This window comes from Porphyromonadaceae bacterium W3.11 (genome assembly GCA_030434245.1).
In the GTDB taxonomy this organism is placed as follows: domain Bacteria; phylum Bacteroidota; class Bacteroidia; order Bacteroidales; family Porphyromonadaceae; genus Porphyromonas_A.
Genome location: JAUISX010000002.1, coordinates 1 through 15,249 on the forward strand (window position 1 = coordinate 1; position 15,249 = coordinate 15,249).

General features: G+C 47.7%; 13 protein-coding genes and 1 pseudogene. 11 read left to right on the forward strand and 3 right to left on the reverse strand.

The window, feature by feature from the left end; genetic code table 11:
• The 8 genes from QYZ87_02615 to QYZ87_02650 form a co-directional block, all read left to right on the forward strand.
• Window positions 1–494: hypothetical protein (locus QYZ87_02615; protein ID MDN4753423.1), on the forward strand; the 494-nt coding region annotated here is incomplete at its 5' end.
• A 51-nt stretch (window positions 495–545) separates the two neighbouring features.
• Window positions 546–1,001, forward strand: a complete 456-nt coding sequence (locus QYZ87_02620; GenBank protein MDN4753424.1) for a hypothetical protein — start codon at window positions 546–548, stop codon at window positions 999–1,001.
• A 27-nt stretch (window positions 1,002–1,028) separates the two neighbouring features.
• On the forward strand, window positions 1,029–1,556 hold the full coding sequence (locus QYZ87_02625) for a hypothetical protein (protein MDN4753425.1): 528 nt from the start codon (window positions 1,029–1,031) through the stop codon (window positions 1,554–1,556).
• 3 nt (window positions 1,557–1,559) lie between these two features.
• Window positions 1,560–2,078, forward strand: coding sequence for a hypothetical protein (locus tag QYZ87_02630; GenBank protein ID MDN4753426.1), 519 nt, complete (start codon window positions 1,560–1,562; stop codon window positions 2,076–2,078).
• Between the two features lie 14 nt (window positions 2,079–2,092).
• Entirely contained in the window at window positions 2,093–2,242 is a 150-nt protein-coding gene (locus QYZ87_02635; protein ID MDN4753427.1) for a hypothetical protein, read from the forward strand.
• Between the two features lie 3 nt (window positions 2,243–2,245).
• A complete protein-coding gene (locus QYZ87_02640; GenBank protein ID MDN4753428.1) occupies window positions 2,246–5,875 on the forward strand; it encodes a hypothetical protein in 3,630 nt (1,209 codons plus the stop codon).
• A gap of 4 nt (window positions 5,876–5,879) precedes the next feature.
• A complete protein-coding gene (locus QYZ87_02645) occupies window positions 5,880–6,626 on the forward strand; it encodes a hypothetical protein (protein MDN4753429.1) in 747 nt (248 codons plus the stop codon).
• Window positions 6,623–11,668, forward strand: a complete 5,046-nt coding sequence (locus QYZ87_02650; protein ID MDN4753430.1) for a hypothetical protein — start codon at window positions 6,623–6,625, stop codon at window positions 11,666–11,668. The genes QYZ87_02645 and QYZ87_02650 overlap by 4 nt, the downstream gene beginning before the upstream one ends.
• Before the next feature lie 58 nt (window positions 11,669–11,726).
• On the opposite strand, the gene QYZ87_02655 is transcribed toward QYZ87_02650, so the two are convergent.
• Window positions 11,727–12,308 (reverse strand): hypothetical protein, encoded by a 582-nt coding sequence (locus tag QYZ87_02655; protein MDN4753431.1) that lies wholly within the window; start codon window positions 12,306–12,308, stop codon window positions 11,727–11,729.
• Window positions 12,309–12,377: 69 nt separating this feature from the next.
• On the opposite strand from QYZ87_02655, the gene QYZ87_02660 reads away from it, so the two are divergent.
• The 3 genes and pseudogenes from QYZ87_02660 to QYZ87_02670 all read left to right on the forward strand — a co-directional run bounded on the left by QYZ87_02660 (window position 12,378) and on the right by QYZ87_02670 (window position 13,520).
• The gene (locus QYZ87_02660) at window positions 12,378–12,548 is read left to right on the forward strand and encodes a hypothetical protein (GenBank protein MDN4753432.1); all 171 of its coding nucleotides are present in this window, start codon (window positions 12,378–12,380) and stop codon (window positions 12,546–12,548) included.
• Between the two features lie 240 nt (window positions 12,549–12,788).
• Window positions 12,789–12,917 (forward strand): annotated as a pseudogene (locus tag QYZ87_02665) (IdeS/Mac family cysteine endopeptidase).
• Between the two features lie 111 nt (window positions 12,918–13,028).
• Complete coding sequence (locus QYZ87_02670; protein ID MDN4753433.1) at window positions 13,029–13,520, forward strand: IdeS/Mac family cysteine endopeptidase; 492 nt, start codon at window positions 13,029–13,031, stop codon at window positions 13,518–13,520.
• A 194-nt stretch (window positions 13,521–13,714) separates the two neighbouring features.
• On the opposite strand, the gene QYZ87_02675 is transcribed toward QYZ87_02670, so the two are convergent.
• Both QYZ87_02675 and QYZ87_02680 read right to left on the reverse strand, forming a co-directional pair.
• A complete protein-coding gene (locus QYZ87_02675; GenBank protein ID MDN4753434.1) occupies window positions 13,715–14,131 on the reverse strand; it encodes a SufE family protein in 417 nt (138 codons plus the stop codon).
• A 16-nt stretch (window positions 14,132–14,147) separates the two neighbouring features.
• A complete protein-coding gene (locus QYZ87_02680; protein ID MDN4753435.1) occupies window positions 14,148–15,101 on the reverse strand; it encodes an NAD-dependent epimerase/dehydratase family protein in 954 nt (317 codons plus the stop codon).
• Window positions 15,102–15,249 lie beyond the last annotated feature (148 nt).

A 15,249-nucleotide genomic window follows, 5' to 3' on the forward strand; every position in this document is an offset into this window, starting at 1 on the left:
CATCCCTCGCTCGAGACGTAGAACTACAACTATTAAAAAGGATGAATAAACGATACTTAATACTCATGGTAATGCTCATCGCCCTTGCAGGGTGCAGGGCGAAGCAACCTGTGATCCAGCAGGTGCCAATCAAGGAGACCACCCAAGTGGAGCTAAAGACAATTGAGCTACCAGGCGACTCGGTACTCATGCGAGTGCCGCTCGAACGGCTTTCAAATGGCACTCAGACATCAGGAGTGTCTGTCTCTCCTAAAGGGCTACAGCTGCTATGGCAATTAAGACAAGGTATGCTCGAGCTACAAGCGAGGCACCCTCCAGAGCGCGTCGAGTACCCCGAAACGACTACCATCAAGGAAGTACCCGTGGAAGTGGTCCGAGAGATAGAAGTGAGCCACCTACACTGGTGGCAGAAAGCCTTGATGTGGATCGGGGTAATTAGTATCATTTATATATCAATAAAAGAGGGCATGGAAAATGCTCCGAGGAAATTATAACACTCTCCGAGAGTTTATGAATACTCTCCGAGAATAAATAGTAAGTAGAATATGGCATTTGAATATAAGATAGTCCAACGAAAAAGCAAGTTGAATGGAGGGCAGCAGATACAAATGGCTACCCAGATGTCCAAAGGTAAAGTGCCTATCCGAGACATCGCAAAGAGACTTGAGCAAATTACCTCGCTTGGTCGAGGTGATGTGATGAACGTACTGACGCACCTTGGCGAGGTGGTCAGTGAGTATATGCGGTTAGGGTATAGTGTTAATCTTCACGAGCTGGGCACCTTTACCCCACGCATTTCAAGTAAGTCAGTACCCGCTGGCGAAAAGTTTACCTCTGATTACATTCGAGGTGTTAAGATGCGCTTTACTCCATCTACCTTCATCAAGGCGGAGCTTAGTAGAGTGAAATTCGAGTGTCAAGCAGATGTGTGCAAGGCACCAACGACCAGCACACCACCTAAGGAGGAAACAACCCCAGAAGAAGGAGATACAGCAATCTAATAGTAAACAGAATAAAGAGATAATAGTATGTCAACAAATAATCCAATCGCAGTATTACGCATCAAGGAGGCTTACTTCGGAGAGCCGATTACCTCCAAGGATGCCATCGCAACCACCTCATTTACCACTAAGGCACCGATGCACTTTGATGGAGATGAAGTGGGTCTTTTCCGAGATAAACCCGAAAAATTTGAAATTGGCGTACACGAAAGCGACTCGCCTATCTACATCACTTACGACGGTGTACCTTACAAGTACACTGGTAGCTTTACCTCAGTAACGAAAGCACAGATGGCGGAGCTACTGGGTGGCGAAGCGACAGAAGGTGGTGTGGAGCTATCAGCTGATGTTAAGCGCATCCACAAGTCGGTTAAGCTGGTGATGAGCGACGGCTCGGTCATCGTCGTGCCCAACGCACAGGGATTTGTAACCATGAGCGGCAAAATTGGGAAAAAGAGTGTAGTTACCTTCCCATTCGAGTTCGAGTGCCTCGGGGCATCGACAGCGTGGAATGTCGCTATGGGTATCTACGATAAGGACCCATCAACGGTATAACCTATGGACGATAGCACAATGAGTGCTCTCGACCTGATCCTCCAGCGGGGCGTGCGGTTTCGGCTGCCCGCCCCGTTTTGGAAAAGAGTGATAGGGAGAGACACGGTAAAGATTAAGCCCCCCAGTGTGGGTACCGCTCTTATGATTTTACATGAGGCGGTGATTAATGACTTGGCAGAAGAGGAGATAAGCCAACTATACGTAAATGTAATTACGCCAAAACAACTTCTCGGAGTTAAACGTATTGTAGCCATAGCGATTCTTGGCAAAGCTCAGCCGAGAGAAAGAGAATTGGCAAGATTAGTGGATAAACTTGACCAAGTACTTCTTAAAGATCTGTTGCACCTCTATAATCTTACGATGACGATGTGCAGGGGTGAAAATTTTCGGAAAGCTACTCTCTCGGTGTGGGCATTGATAAGGATGCTTCGGGTGAGGCCACAAAGCAAGACGAGTCAAGAGTCAAAGGACTCGATAGCGTCTTCGGAGTCATCGGCAAGTGGAAACGAGATAGAGGACTAACACATGAGGATCTGATGGCTCAGCCACTTGCACTTTTGCTCCTCGAGGACATTGACCAACCATATATCGACTACAAGAGTAGCGAGGAAGATAAGGAGGAAACACCAGTGATAGAGGGGGCGAAAGAGTTAAGAAGTTTATTAGGCATCAAAGAAGAAAGTTAAAGCATGGATGAGGTAAGCATTGACATACGGCTCAATAGTAACGTAGAGGAGGAAGCAGGTAAAGCGACCTCGGCCATACAGGAGATGGCGCAAGGTGCTTTGGATGCTCAGGCAAAGCTAAAAGCAACAATGGACTTCAGAAAAAAGCTAATCAATGAGCTGAAGAATGCCATCATTGAAATCAATGATCAGATACAAGCACTCTCCTCGAAGAATAAAGACTGGGGTCTCACCAAAGATGGGAAATTCTATAAGCAGGAGCTAGCATCTGTAAATAAAGAAATTGAACTACAGGAAAAGGCGTTGGCAGCTGAAAGCAAAGAACTGGAGAAACTCATAAACGGATACGGTTTAATTGCTACGCAAATAAGAAAGACCAAAGCGGAGATGGCAACACTCTCGGCTGCTGGCAAACAGAATAGTGAGACCTACCGCAAGCTGGAGCGAGACCTCCAAGAATTAGCCGAAGCGCAAGCGATGGTCAATCGTACGGGGCAAGAGCTCGCAAAGGGTAATAGAAGCTGGCAAGGTCTTGCCGATGCTGTGAGTGCTTTTTCTGGTGCGGCATCAGCTGCCACTGGTGCGTGGACGCTCTTAGGGGGTAGCCAAGAGGACCAAGCCGCCATCCAAACCAAGCTGCAATCACTGATGGCGATTACTATTGGTTTGCAGCAGGTGCAAAATGTATTGCTCGAGACCTCTACGTTTCGCATACAGACGGTAACCAAGGTCAAACGCTTTTGGTCCACCGCAAACACTAAATTAGCCGCATCATTGGGTATGTCTGCGGCAGCAGCCAAAGCACTCACCGCGACAATTACCCTCGGTTTGTCCGTCGCTATCGGCTTTTTAATCTCAGCTTATGACAAGTGGCAGAGCAAGCAAAAGGCGATACGTGAGGAGCAGGAGCGCTTTGCCTCCTCTGTATCGAATAAAGTTGGTGATGTCATTGCTACCTACAAGCGACTACAACAAGAGTTTGTAGCACTCAATGGTAACCTGAAAAAGCAAAAAGAGTTTGTCCAGAAGAATGCCGAAGCTTTTAAGCAGATGGGTGTAAAGGTAGATGATGTACGATCTGCCGAAAATCTACTGGTTGATAACACCGACGCCTTTGTCAAAAGCGTCATGATTAGGGCTAAGGCTGCCGCATCCATGGAGCTAGCCAGCGAAAAATACAAAGAGAGCATTCAAAAGATGATGCAGGCAGAGCAAAGAGCTGCCAATCCTACTGGTATGGATAGCTGGTTTGCATTTGAAGAAAATGTAAGGCAGTTTACTCTGGGCCTTGGGTGGGGAGACACGGATGGAGGTTATATCGCTAAACTAAGAAGTCGTGATATAGCTGATGACGCTCGTAAGGATAGAGAGGCAGGAGACCTTCTAATACAGAACTCTTTGAACTTTGAAAAAGAATACAAAGAGATCTGGGATAACATCGGAGTGGTCCCCATCGATACTATCAGTAAGAGTAGTAAGAGTACAGAAAATGCGTACAAAAAAATGTCGGATCGTCTTGCTCAAATCGCCAAGGCTAATGAGGAGGAACTGCTGGCTATTGAGTTGGCAGCACTTAAGGAGGGGCGCGAGAAGAAGCTCCGAGAGCTGGAGATAGAAAATGAGAAGCGTAAGGCACTCCTCAAGGAGCGTCAGCGTGAGCTCGAGGAAATCGCCAAGGCGGGAATTGATACTACCGCCCAGCAAGCAAAACTTAAGCTCGTCAGCGACAATGGCGATGCTGAGTACCTCCGCAAGGTAGCCGAAGCAAATGCGGCATCTGACCGCATCATCCAAGAGGTGGAGGCAACCCTTGATGCCAAGGTGGCTACCCGACAGGAACAACGCATTGCCCAAACTAAGCGTGAGTATGATGAGTGGCGGAAGGAGGCGGAAGCACACGTGAGGGATAAGGAGGAGCTTGCCGACATCCTCGTCCGAATAGCTACCGAAGAGCAAGCGGAGCTCTCTCGCATCCGAAAGGAGGGCGAGCTGGACCGCATCGACTTCGAGGAGATGATAGCTCTCCGCCGCATACAGATCTCCAACAAGCGGTATAACCTTGAGACGGAGCGTGAGGAGGAACTCCTCGAAACGGAGCTGGCATTTGCCCAAAAAAGACAAGCTAAGCTACAGGAGATGCAGGCGAATGGTGCTGATGTGGGCAAGGAGATAGAGGAGGTCACCGAGCGTATCAAAGACCTCACCGATGCCCTCGAGGATATACCCGTCCGCAAACTGGAGGAGATGGGTCGAGGCCTGCAGAGCATTTTCGGCTCGCTGTCTAAGTTGGGCGGAGAAATCGGCGAAACCTTTAGCTCGCTCGCCGAGTCGGTTGGTATTGCTGTTTCTGGGATAAAGTCCAAACTGTCTATAGATAAAGTGAGCGCTGCCATTTCGGGCATCATGCAGGTGGCAGATGTCGCCATACAGCAGGCTAAGGAAAATCGAGAGTTCATGAAGGCGTGGCAGGAGGCAAACGAGTCTGCACTGCAGGTAGCTCGGATGCAACGCATCGAGGCAGCAGGCTATAAAGAGGGTAATATCTTCGGCGTCGAAAACCCCTACGCACGAGCCATCGCTGGGGCTAAACAGTACGCTAAGACGATGTATGAGCTGCAGGCACTCTCCCGTACCCTTGCCAATGGCCAAGTGCAGGTGGGTAGCAAAAAGGTAGTATCAGGCAGTAATGTGGCCAAAGGGGCAGCTGGTGGTGCAGCCGCTGGCGGTGTGGTGGGGTCTATATTTGGACCCATAGGTACAGCCATCGGTGCTGGTATCGGTGCCCTCATTGGTGGTATCTTCGGTGGATCTAAGAAAAAACTGGTGCCAGTTTTCGAATCTCTCGGCAAAAAGTATAAGGAGATATATGACAAGGATACTTTTGCACTCAACCCCGAAATCCTACAGGACTATGCTAAGCTGGATGACGCCACCAAAAAGTTGGTGGACAATTGGGATGCGATTCAAAAGAAAGCGCAGGAGGCGGAGCAACAGATGCGGGATAACTTCCGCTCGCTCTCTGGTGACATTGGTAGCCAGCTCTCCGAAGCGCTGAAGAAGGGAATAGCCGATGGCGATATCTATGCTGCCTTTGATGACTTCAAGTCGTACGCCTCTAAGGTCATCTACGACATCGGCGAGCAGATGATTTTCGCTCAGTTTTTCCAAGAGTCTTTCGATGAGCTCCAGAAGCGGATGGAGGATAGCTTTGGGGCAGGAGGAGACGGTGACATCAGAGACGATATCCGTTGGCTGGTCGATTCGGCTCGGGGCAATATCGATGGCTATAAAGATGCCATGGATGCTTTTCGGTCTGAGCTGGAGAAACAAGGTCTGCAGCTCCCTGATATGGATGCAGGGCGCAAGGCGGAGGCTCGAGGTATTGGTAGGATGACGCAAGACTCTGCAGAGCGACTCGAGGGACTGATGACGGTGCAGGTGGACCGACTATCGACCCTCGTAACTTACGCCAAGCAGACGGACGATTACCAGCGTGATGCAAGGGTGTACTTTGCTACCATGATCCGACAGATTGACCGCATCGCAGCGAATAGCGACTATCTCCGCAAGCTTGATAACATCGCTACTGACATGTATAGAGTGGCACAAGACGGTATTTACCTAAAGAAATAATGTGATGGCGACACTGATCAACAATATAGACATTAATGCACAAGGCATCTACCTCGCACGTCATGGCGCGGAGGAACTCTTTACGCTCCCTAATCTCTCCGATGCGGAGGTCAATGACTGGCAGGAGGTGGAGGGCTTACAGGTGGACTTTACCACCGTCCAGCTCCAGCACCCCGAGGTGGTGGTGCGTTACGTGGTTACTTCGCTCGCCGCTCGGTCGGCTCTCGAGCAATACCACAAGGCAGAGAGCATTAAGCTAACGCCCCACGGCTGGGGGCGTACCTTTACCCTCCGCAAGGCTAATGCGGACAACTGCAAGGTGCTGGCCAAGGGTGATCATATCATGGAAATAGCCTATCGCTATGAGCTGGACGACTTGCCTAAGACTCAGATAACGTCAGATGTGGAGCCTGTAGTTTTTAGATCAAGATACAAAATTGGAGGTGTCTCACTATCTCAATTTGGAATGGTCATCAACGAGACACATGCGCTCTATACACCTGATGATTTTAAGGCATTGACGCTCGTGCGAGATATGAGAGAGGCACAACTAATGTGTACGATGTTCGCATCATCTTGGTCGGTGCTGTGGGCTAATCGTGCAGCTCTCTGGGATGCTCTGCAAGGGGAGTTATCTCTATCTACGGACATGGGCACAACTCTTAAGGCTCGCTACCTCTCATGCTCGACACCTAAGCAGGTGAGCCAGCAACCAGTTATCTCATTTACGCTTAATCTACAATTGATATGATAACTATATACAACGCACAAGGAACTAAGATTATTGATGTGGCCAACCTCGAGGGGAGCTACTGCGATCGCTCGATCATGGGTGGCAGCACCCTCCAGTTGGTGGTTAAATCTGATAAACCTATTGATATCCCTCTTAACTCTTATGTGGAGTATGAGGCACGTCGCTATACATTGCTCTACCCAGCGAGCATCAAAAAGCAACACAGCAAGGAGTTTGATTACACCCTGCTTTTTCACGGTGAGGAGGAGCTCCTCTCCTCCTGTCTCATCAAGGATATCTCGGGTGGCATACCTTACCGAGTGAAGTTTGCCATCACAGCTAAACCGATTGACTTCGTCCGCTGTATCGTGGACTCGCTCAATGAGCACTACGGCGGTGGGTGGAGTGTTGGCAATGTGATCGAGGCGACCGAACAGACACTCGCCTTTAGTCATGAGTACTGCCTCGGGGCCATCTCTAGAGTGGCGGAGGTGTTTAATACTGAGTTTAGCGTCGACAATAAGACGGTATCGCTCGGCAAGGTAAGCATCATGGAGGATAACCCTCTACCGATGAGCTATGGCAATGGTAAGGGGTTCCGCCCTGGCACTGGGCGACACAATGACGGTAAAAAGTCGGCGATCGGCAAACTCTATGTCGAGGGTGGCACACGTAATATCGACTACTCAACCTACGGAGCTCAAACACTCCTCCTACCTAAATCTGCAACGCTACAGTACAATGGTCGTACATATCATACGGATGCGCATGGCATGTACATCACCTGTGATCAGGCAATCGGCACTGCGGAGGATAGCTACGATGGATCCGCCGTATATCCGATGCGGGAGGGTACAGTGTCTGAGGTCATTGAGGAGGCAGATGGATACGATTTTACCGACACCTCTATCCCTGAGAGCTTGAATTTTAACGACTACCGTATCAAAGGCGAAAAAGCGGTGGTGGTCTTTCAGACGGGAGCACTCACAGGGCGGGAGTTTGCTCTTGTGCAAACGAAAGGCAAACTCAGTGGCTATATCCACTCCGAGCGAAAGTTTAAGCTCGTGAGCGAGGAGCAGGATGGATTTATGATGCCTGGGGGCAACTTTGTCCCCAAGGAAGGTGATAAGTACGCCATCTTCAATATCACCCTCCCTGCCGAATACCTCTCGAACGCTTCTCAAAGGCTCTTCGAGGAGGCAGTACGATACTTCGATACGGTCATTAATCCTCCCTATATCTTTTCTGGGGAGGTAGATCCCATCTGGGCGAAGAAGGAGTGGCTACGCATCGGTGGGTATATGCAGCCAGGTGGGCATTTACTTTTTAGCGACCCGCAGTATCACCCCGAGGGATCTGTCATCCGAGTGACGGGTGTCCGCACACTCCTCGACAAGCCCTACGCTCCACAGCTCACCCTCTCCAATGCACCAGCTGCACTCAGTGTGAGTAACGCCCTCTCCAAGCTCGAAGCAGACAAGGTGATAGCCGAGCGAGAGCGGAGGGCACAGCAACGCTCGCAGCGACAGGACTACCAGCAGGCGCTGGAGTTCATCGGGATGGTCGAAAAGGCTATTGAAGGGCTGGAGGGCTTTACGGCGAGGATAAAACCGAGCGTCGTGGAGACCATGGCAATTCTTATAGGTAGCCAGGCGACACAGTTTGGATTTGTCCAAGCGATTAATTCGCTTGAGGCTGCCCCTTTTTCTGTGAATTATGACCCCAGCACCAAGCGAGTAATCATCAGTAAGGGCATCATTAGACATCAGACCATCGGCATTACCGATATGACTGCTAATCGACCAGCTACCGATTACCGCTACTGGTCAATCCCTGAGTACATCTCACCAGCACTTACTGATGATTTCGCCAGCTACTACATATATGCTAAGGTAGATAGAGATGGTGAGATAGGCAATTATCTGCTGTCGGAAAAACCTATAGAAATGGAGAGTAATCCACAGAGCTATCATCTCCTTATTGGAACTTTATCCAGCATTGTGGATGGCGATAGAGCGTACAATAAGCTATACGGTTACAGCCTTTTCACTCCAGGTCAAATGGTCCTAAATACCATCTCGAGCACAAACGGTGCTATGACCATCAACCTCGAGACAGGCGAGATCTACTCCGATGCGATCCACTTCCGTCGCCCCGATACTCAAGAGGAGACGAACCTCATCGACTACATCGATGAGGTGGACACGCATCACCCTATCATCAAGAATGGCACCTGGTGGCGCTGGGATGGCACGCAATATGTGGACACGGGAGAACCAGCGCAAGGTGCAGACGGTAAGGATGGAAAAGACGGCTTACAAGGATTACAAGGGAAAGACGGCAAGGACGGACTCCCTGGTCGTGACGGTAAGGATGGGAAAACTCAATATACCCACATCGCTTATGCCAATAACGCATCGGGTGGTGGCTTCTCTCAGTCTCCTACTGGAAAGGCTTATATTGGTATGTATGTGGACTTCGTCGCCACAGACTCGAGTGACCCAAAGAAGTATAAGTGGTCGCTCATCAAGGGGGCAGATGGGCGTGACGGCATCGCTGGTAAGGCAGGAAAAGACGGCCGAACCCCTTACCTGCACATCGCTTATGCTAATAGTTCGGATGGTCGGCAAGGGTTTAGCGTGAGCGATAGCCAAGGTAAGTCATATATCGGGCAGTACACCGACTATAACCAGGCAGACAGCACCGATCCAACTCAATACAAATGGACGCTCATTAAAGGCCGCGATGGTCGTGACGGTAAGGATGGAAAAGACGGCTTACAAGGATTACAAGGGAAAGACGGCAAGGACGGACTCCCTGGTCGTGACGGTAAGGATGGGAAAACTCAATATACCCACATCGCTTATGCCAATAACGCATCGGGTGGTGGCTTCTCTCAGTCTCCTACTGGAAAGGCTTATATTGGTATGTATGTGGACTTTGTGCAAGAGGATAGCAGCGACCACAAGAAGTATAAGTGGTCACTGATTAAGGGTGCAGATGGGCGCAACGGTACCCCAGGCAAGGCGGGTGCAGATGGTCGCACCCCTTACCTGCATATCGCCTACGCCACATCAGCAGACGGAAAGAAGGGTTTTAGTACAACTGTGTCAGCAGGCAAGACCTATATCGGCACTTACACCGACTTTGTGAAGGCGGACAGCACTACTCCATCAGATTACAAGTGGACGCTCATTAAGGGTAAAAAAGGGGACCGAGGTCCGACTGGTCCGAAAGGCGACGGTCTAGACGTCAAGGACACTAGAAATGATAACCAACTGCCAAACTGGTATCGTGAGAATTACCGACTCACAACCGTCAAGGAGTTTAAGTTTCAAGGTGTTATTGAAATTCCGAAGGTCTGGAGGGATGGCTCGTATTGCACGCTTGAGACGACAGTCAATTGGGGTGATAAAAGTGGCGGTCGAGTGACGCAGAAAGCGACTCTTAACAGCGGTCAGGAGTTGTATCGTGTCGGTGGTGCTGATGATAGTGCGTGGGGCGAATGGAGCAATCTCAAAGCGGAGGTACAAGAGATCAACGCTGGACTTTCCAATGCCAACACCCTCATCTCATCGATCGAGACCATCACTAAGCAACTGAAGGAGGGCAAACTTGATGCGAGCAAGTTCGATGACATCCGCTACCTCACCGACGCCCTCCAGCACGGCGAGACCACCATAGCTGGCGGTCTTCTGCTCACGAAATCCATCCTCATGAGCAACAAAGATGACGAGATCACTACCGCCATCTCTGGCTACTCCCATGGCGGCGGTGTAGCGTTCGAAGCTGGGATTAAGAACTATAAGCAAGAGAACCACACCTCCCGCGTGGTAATCAACCACGACGGCTCAGCTCGATTCGGAGACATGTACCTGAACGCTGACAAAGAGGATGTGGTGAAGTTTGTCGACCAGTCATCGGGTGAAAATCACGAGTATCTGAAGTTTGGTGGAACTGCCCCCAGCGAAAGCTACATGAACGATCAGAGTACAGTGATTAAAGAGTTCCCGATGCCGTCTGTACGAGCTGAAAACAAGAGTGGCGAGTTCCTTATTGTGAAAGAAGATGAGAGTATCGAAAGCAACAGAGAGATAAGGCATGAGATTGAATTGACAGCGACAGCTGAGGCAGTCGCAACTCGGGAAGATCTTAACTCCGGAGGACTATCGATTATGTCAGCCCGTTCTGCTTATGAGCTAGGAAGTGACCGAGGAGACAGAATAATTAACTATCTGCCTGCCTGGGCGAATAGCACTGCTCATGTGGAAGTCAAAGTGTACAATAAATCTGGAGTCGTCGTCTGGAGCGACACAAGCACGAAAGTGACAGCAAGTGCACACGCCAAGGGATGCTCTGTCTCATACACGGAAATCTTACCCCTCGAGGATATCCAAGATGTGCAGACCCAGACGAAGAAAGTATATATGCGCATTCCAGCAAATGTAATGGTAAAAGGGTACAAATGGAGGGTTTATCTTGTGGTGAATGGCTCTGCAAGCGACGGAGGAAGTTCTTATCGAGCATATACAAATGCGGGTAAAGAGTTCGTCCCTTACGACCTCTCAAAACCCTTTGTGGCACTAGCGAAAGACCGTGTAGCGTTTTTCTTTGGACGACAAAGGCAGATACTATTCAACTACTTAAGCAACTGGGTGGTGAAAATAGTGGGGGATGTCCTCGTGCAAGGTGTTATAAAAGCAAATGCAATAGAAGCTGACGAGTGGAGAGGCAGCGGTGCCGTCCTCGCTGGAGCGAGCTTCAACTTTAGCGGGGGTAAGATTAGACAGTTCGGGAGGTATTGCAAAAAACAAAAACGTGATTCGGCATCTGCATCGTACAACCATAATACAGGTGTGTTCACGGTCTACCACTCTATCCCTCATAGCAACTATGTACCACTTGTGACGCCCTCTGGAACGAAAGGGAATAATCAGAATTGGAACTTATCCGTGAGAGTGTACGGGGTTAAGGCATACTCGTTTACGATGAAGCTTTTAACAAACGGAGACAACCCTGCTCAAAATGGCTTTAGCTATGTAGCGTTTCAAGCAGATTAAGACAACAAAAAGGGCTAGCAAAATAGCTAGCCCTTATGAAAGTTATATGATTATGATATTATTGCAACCCTTTCTCTTTAAGTGCGAGCCACTCTGCTTTAGTGCAAGGAATTGCGGTATAGGCTTCATGGAAGAGACGGTATACATCATCGTATCTACCCTCGTTGTATGCTTTCTTTATCTCACGCTCAGCTTCCTCCATAACGGAGTTGGGGATATATCCTCCTATATCGCCCTCATCGATAGGTATGCCAACGCGTACATCTCGAAGTCCTATAAAATATTCGTTGAGTGTTCCGTCCTTATTGATTACTTGCTCGCCCCACATCTTGATTCGCTCTCCCTCTATATCCTTTTGCACATCTTCGATAGATACATTCGACTCGGCAATCTCGCCATCATCGTTTCGATGAAGGTAGCAAAACACTATTGCCTTCTCAACGAGCTGTCGAGGTGTAAGGCGGGTAAACTCATCGCCCTCAATTGGGGTAACATCTGCTATAATTGCTTTCATATTAGCTGGATTTTTAACGTTCACGTAGAGCATCGCTCCTTGCTTCAAAACCTTTGGCTTCTCCTTGCAGGACGCAAGCCCGATAACCATCATTGCTCCAATGAGCAGGTACAAAAATCGTCTCATACTTTACAACCATCTTAAATTAAATACTTACTACATACAAACTTACCAAAATTAAAATGAATAAAAGTAATGGAATACTGGCTTGATAAAATTAAAGTTACGATTCAGACGGTTATCGTCTTCCTGCTTGCGTTCTTGACCCCGATGAAGAACGCAATCGAGGTGCTACTTATTGTCGCTGTTGCCGACTTCTTCGCAGGGATGGCTGGCAATGTATGGACTGGAAAGGAGTCGAAGTAGTCGCTATTAAGTGACAAATGTGGAAGCCCGGGCTATTTCGGTAGCCCGGGCTTCTTAGTTCGTTCTCCACTCGACCACCACCAGAGAGCGAATAATATTATAAATGTACGTGTGCGTCACAATCAAATGAGCCGTTTCGTTTTTCCTACCACCCATCCAATCAATAAAGAAAAAAGCCATTTCGTTTTGTCTTCGAGAGCCGTTTCGTTTCGACGGTTATAATGGAAAGCAGAATATGGCTGGTATGACTGTAACAAAAAATATTCTTCCCGTAATGAGGGAGGCAAGGAATCAGACTCTGAGATGTGCTGGGCAGCTGCCAATTCCAATTCTATCCATTGGTGGCTAGAACAAAATAAAGATTATATCAAGCGCTATGGTACTTATACTGGTCCTAGTCATTATAGCTTGTCTGATAGTGAGGTCTTTTCATTTTTCAAAAAACATTTCGAGAATACTGGTAATGATTTGGGTGCTACGTTGAGTTGGTTCTTTACTGGTCGATATGGCTTAGAGACCAAAGACGGAGCTGCATTTTTCGAAGATGTCCTAGGGAAAGATGAAATCGTGGCTAGGATTGTATCCGTATATGCTGATAATATGACACAAGAGATAAAGAAAGCACTCCAATCAAAGGAGGCAATCACCTGTGGTATCAAGTTGCCTCGTCTGAATCACGCTATATCGATTTGGGGTGCTGACTTTGATAGCGATGGAAATGTCTCAGCCATCTATATCGCAGATAGCAATGACCGAGATATCTCCGAGCAGGAAAAAGTATGTTCATATTATTGGGATCGCTGCCGAGTCCCGGCAGGCTTAATACGCAAGCCCATTAAGATAAGAGATGGCAATGTATATATGGAAAGTAGTTCCCCTGGTTATTTTACTATCCAAATATATGAATTGAACTTCTTGAGTTTGAAAACCAAGGAGTGGGAAGATTACTTCCGTCGCCATCCGAAGTTATGACATCCTCGCAGGTGTAGTATATCTACTGCTTGTGGGTAGTGTCCCAAAAAGTGTTTACGCCAGAATGCGATAGGGATGTGTTCGGCAAAGGGTAAAACCATAGATTTTCCTTGGTTATCAAATAATAGTGGGGAATACTTTCTCATGAAAGTATTCCCCACCATCTTATATCTTAAGATATATAGCCAATCACACTACTGTAGTTGAGATGCGGCAAGCAACTTAATATGACGTACCATACTCAACAATCCATTAGATCTTGTAGGAGAAAGATGCTCCTTCAAGCCCACTTCATCTATGAAGTAGAGATCAGCGTTCAATATATCTTCAGGTTTCTGACCACTAAGTACTCTTAACAACATCGCTATGATGCCCTTTACAATAACAGCATCGCTGTCAGCTCTCAATTGAAGTCGTCCCTCATCATCCATTTCACCCGTGATCCAAACTCGACTTTGACAGCCTTCTATCACGTTATTGGGGACTTTATCAGCCTCTGGAAGAGGCTCGAGCTGTCCACCCATATCAATGATGAGTTGATAGCGATCCATCCAATCGTCTAAAAGTGAAAAATCATCGATAATCTCGTCTTGTATATCTTTAATAGTCATCACCGTCTAGTACTCTTTACTTCTTGTATCTTTCGGATAGCACCTTAAGCATATCCTTAGTCATACTTTCTAGATCATACTTAGGATTCCAGTCCCACTCTGCTCTAGCACAACTATCATCTAATGAATTTGGCCATGAATCAGCAATACTCTGACGTAAAGGATCCACATCATAAGTCATTGTGAAGTCTGGCATTTCCTTCTTAATCGCTTGATAGATATCATTAGGCTCGAAGCTCATACTAGCAATATTAAAGGAGTTACGATGCTTCAATCTAGTAGGATCAGCCTCCATCAATTGTACCATTGCTTTAAGAGCATCAGGCATATACATCATATCCATATAAGTCCCCTCTTTGATAGGACATACAAACTTTCCCTCTTGGACCGCTTTGTAATAAATATCTACAGCATAGTCTGTTGTTCCTCCCCCAGGAAGTGCTACGTTTGAAATCAAACCTGGGAAACGTACTGAGCGGGTATCCACCCCAAAGCGTTTGAAGTAATAGTCACTAAGCAACTCTCCTGATACCTTAGTAACACCATACATAGTGCTAGGTCTCTGAATAGTATCTTGTGGGGTCTTATCCTTTGGAGTATCTTTTCCGAACGCACCAATCGAACTTGGAGTAAATACGGCACAATTCTTTTCGCGGGCAACTTCTAGGGTATTAAAAAGTCCGCCCAACCCAATTTGCCATGCCAGCTGTGGCTTAGCTTCCGCTACTGCACTAAGAAGAGCTGCAAGATTATAAATAGTATCAATATTATATTTTGATACCACGTCCGCAATTTGCTGTGCATTGGTGATATCTACAATCTCTGCAGGACCGCTTTCCAAAAGCTCGCCCTTTGGTGCTTGTGCAGGAATATAGCCAGCAACGACATTTCCATCGTAGCGCTCGCGAAGATACATAGTCAACTCTGAACCAATCTGTCCAGTAGAACCAATGATTAGGATATTTTTCATAATAAGCAATAATTATTTTTGATGGTAGTTTTGAATAGAGTAGCTTGCCTAACGAGAATGGCTTTTTTACTCACCATCCCACTACTCAACCGCAAAGATAGCAATTTTTATAATACTATCTCATTAATAATGTGTGCTTTATAACAAA

What these genes read in the sequence shown, in the direction of transcription:
- QYZ87_02620 (MDN4753424.1), top strand. Translation starts at nt 546, where the DNA reads ATGGCATTTGAATATAAGATAGTCCAACGAAAAAGCAAGTTGAATGGA.
- QYZ87_02630 (MDN4753426.1), top strand. Translation starts at nt 1,560, where the DNA reads ATGGACGATAGCACAATGAGTGCTCTCGACCTGATCCTCCAGCGGGGC.
- QYZ87_02640 (MDN4753428.1), top strand. Translation starts at nt 2,246, where the DNA reads ATGGATGAGGTAAGCATTGACATACGGCTCAATAGTAACGTAGAGGAG.
- QYZ87_02680 (MDN4753435.1), bottom strand. Translation starts at nt 15,101, where the DNA reads ATGAAAAATATCCTAATCATTGGTTCTACTGGACAGATTGGTTCAGAG.
- QYZ87_02660 (MDN4753432.1), top strand. Translation starts at nt 12,378, where the DNA reads ATGGAATACTGGCTTGATAAAATTAAAGTTACGATTCAGACGGTTATC.
- QYZ87_02645 (MDN4753429.1), top strand. Translation starts at nt 5,880, where the DNA reads ATGGCGACACTGATCAACAATATAGACATTAATGCACAAGGCATCTAC.
- QYZ87_02650 (MDN4753430.1), top strand. Translation starts at nt 6,623, where the DNA reads ATGATAACTATATACAACGCACAAGGAACTAAGATTATTGATGTGGCC.
- QYZ87_02655 (MDN4753431.1), bottom strand. Translation starts at nt 12,308, where the DNA reads ATGAGACGATTTTTGTACCTGCTCATTGGAGCAATGATGGTTATCGGG.
- QYZ87_02675 (MDN4753434.1), bottom strand. Translation starts at nt 14,131, where the DNA reads ATGACTATTAAAGATATACAAGACGAGATTATCGATGATTTTTCACTT.
- QYZ87_02625 (MDN4753425.1), top strand. Translation starts at nt 1,029, where the DNA reads ATGTCAACAAATAATCCAATCGCAGTATTACGCATCAAGGAGGCTTAC.
- QYZ87_02635 (MDN4753427.1), top strand. Translation starts at nt 2,093, where the DNA reads ATGGCTCAGCCACTTGCACTTTTGCTCCTCGAGGACATTGACCAACCA.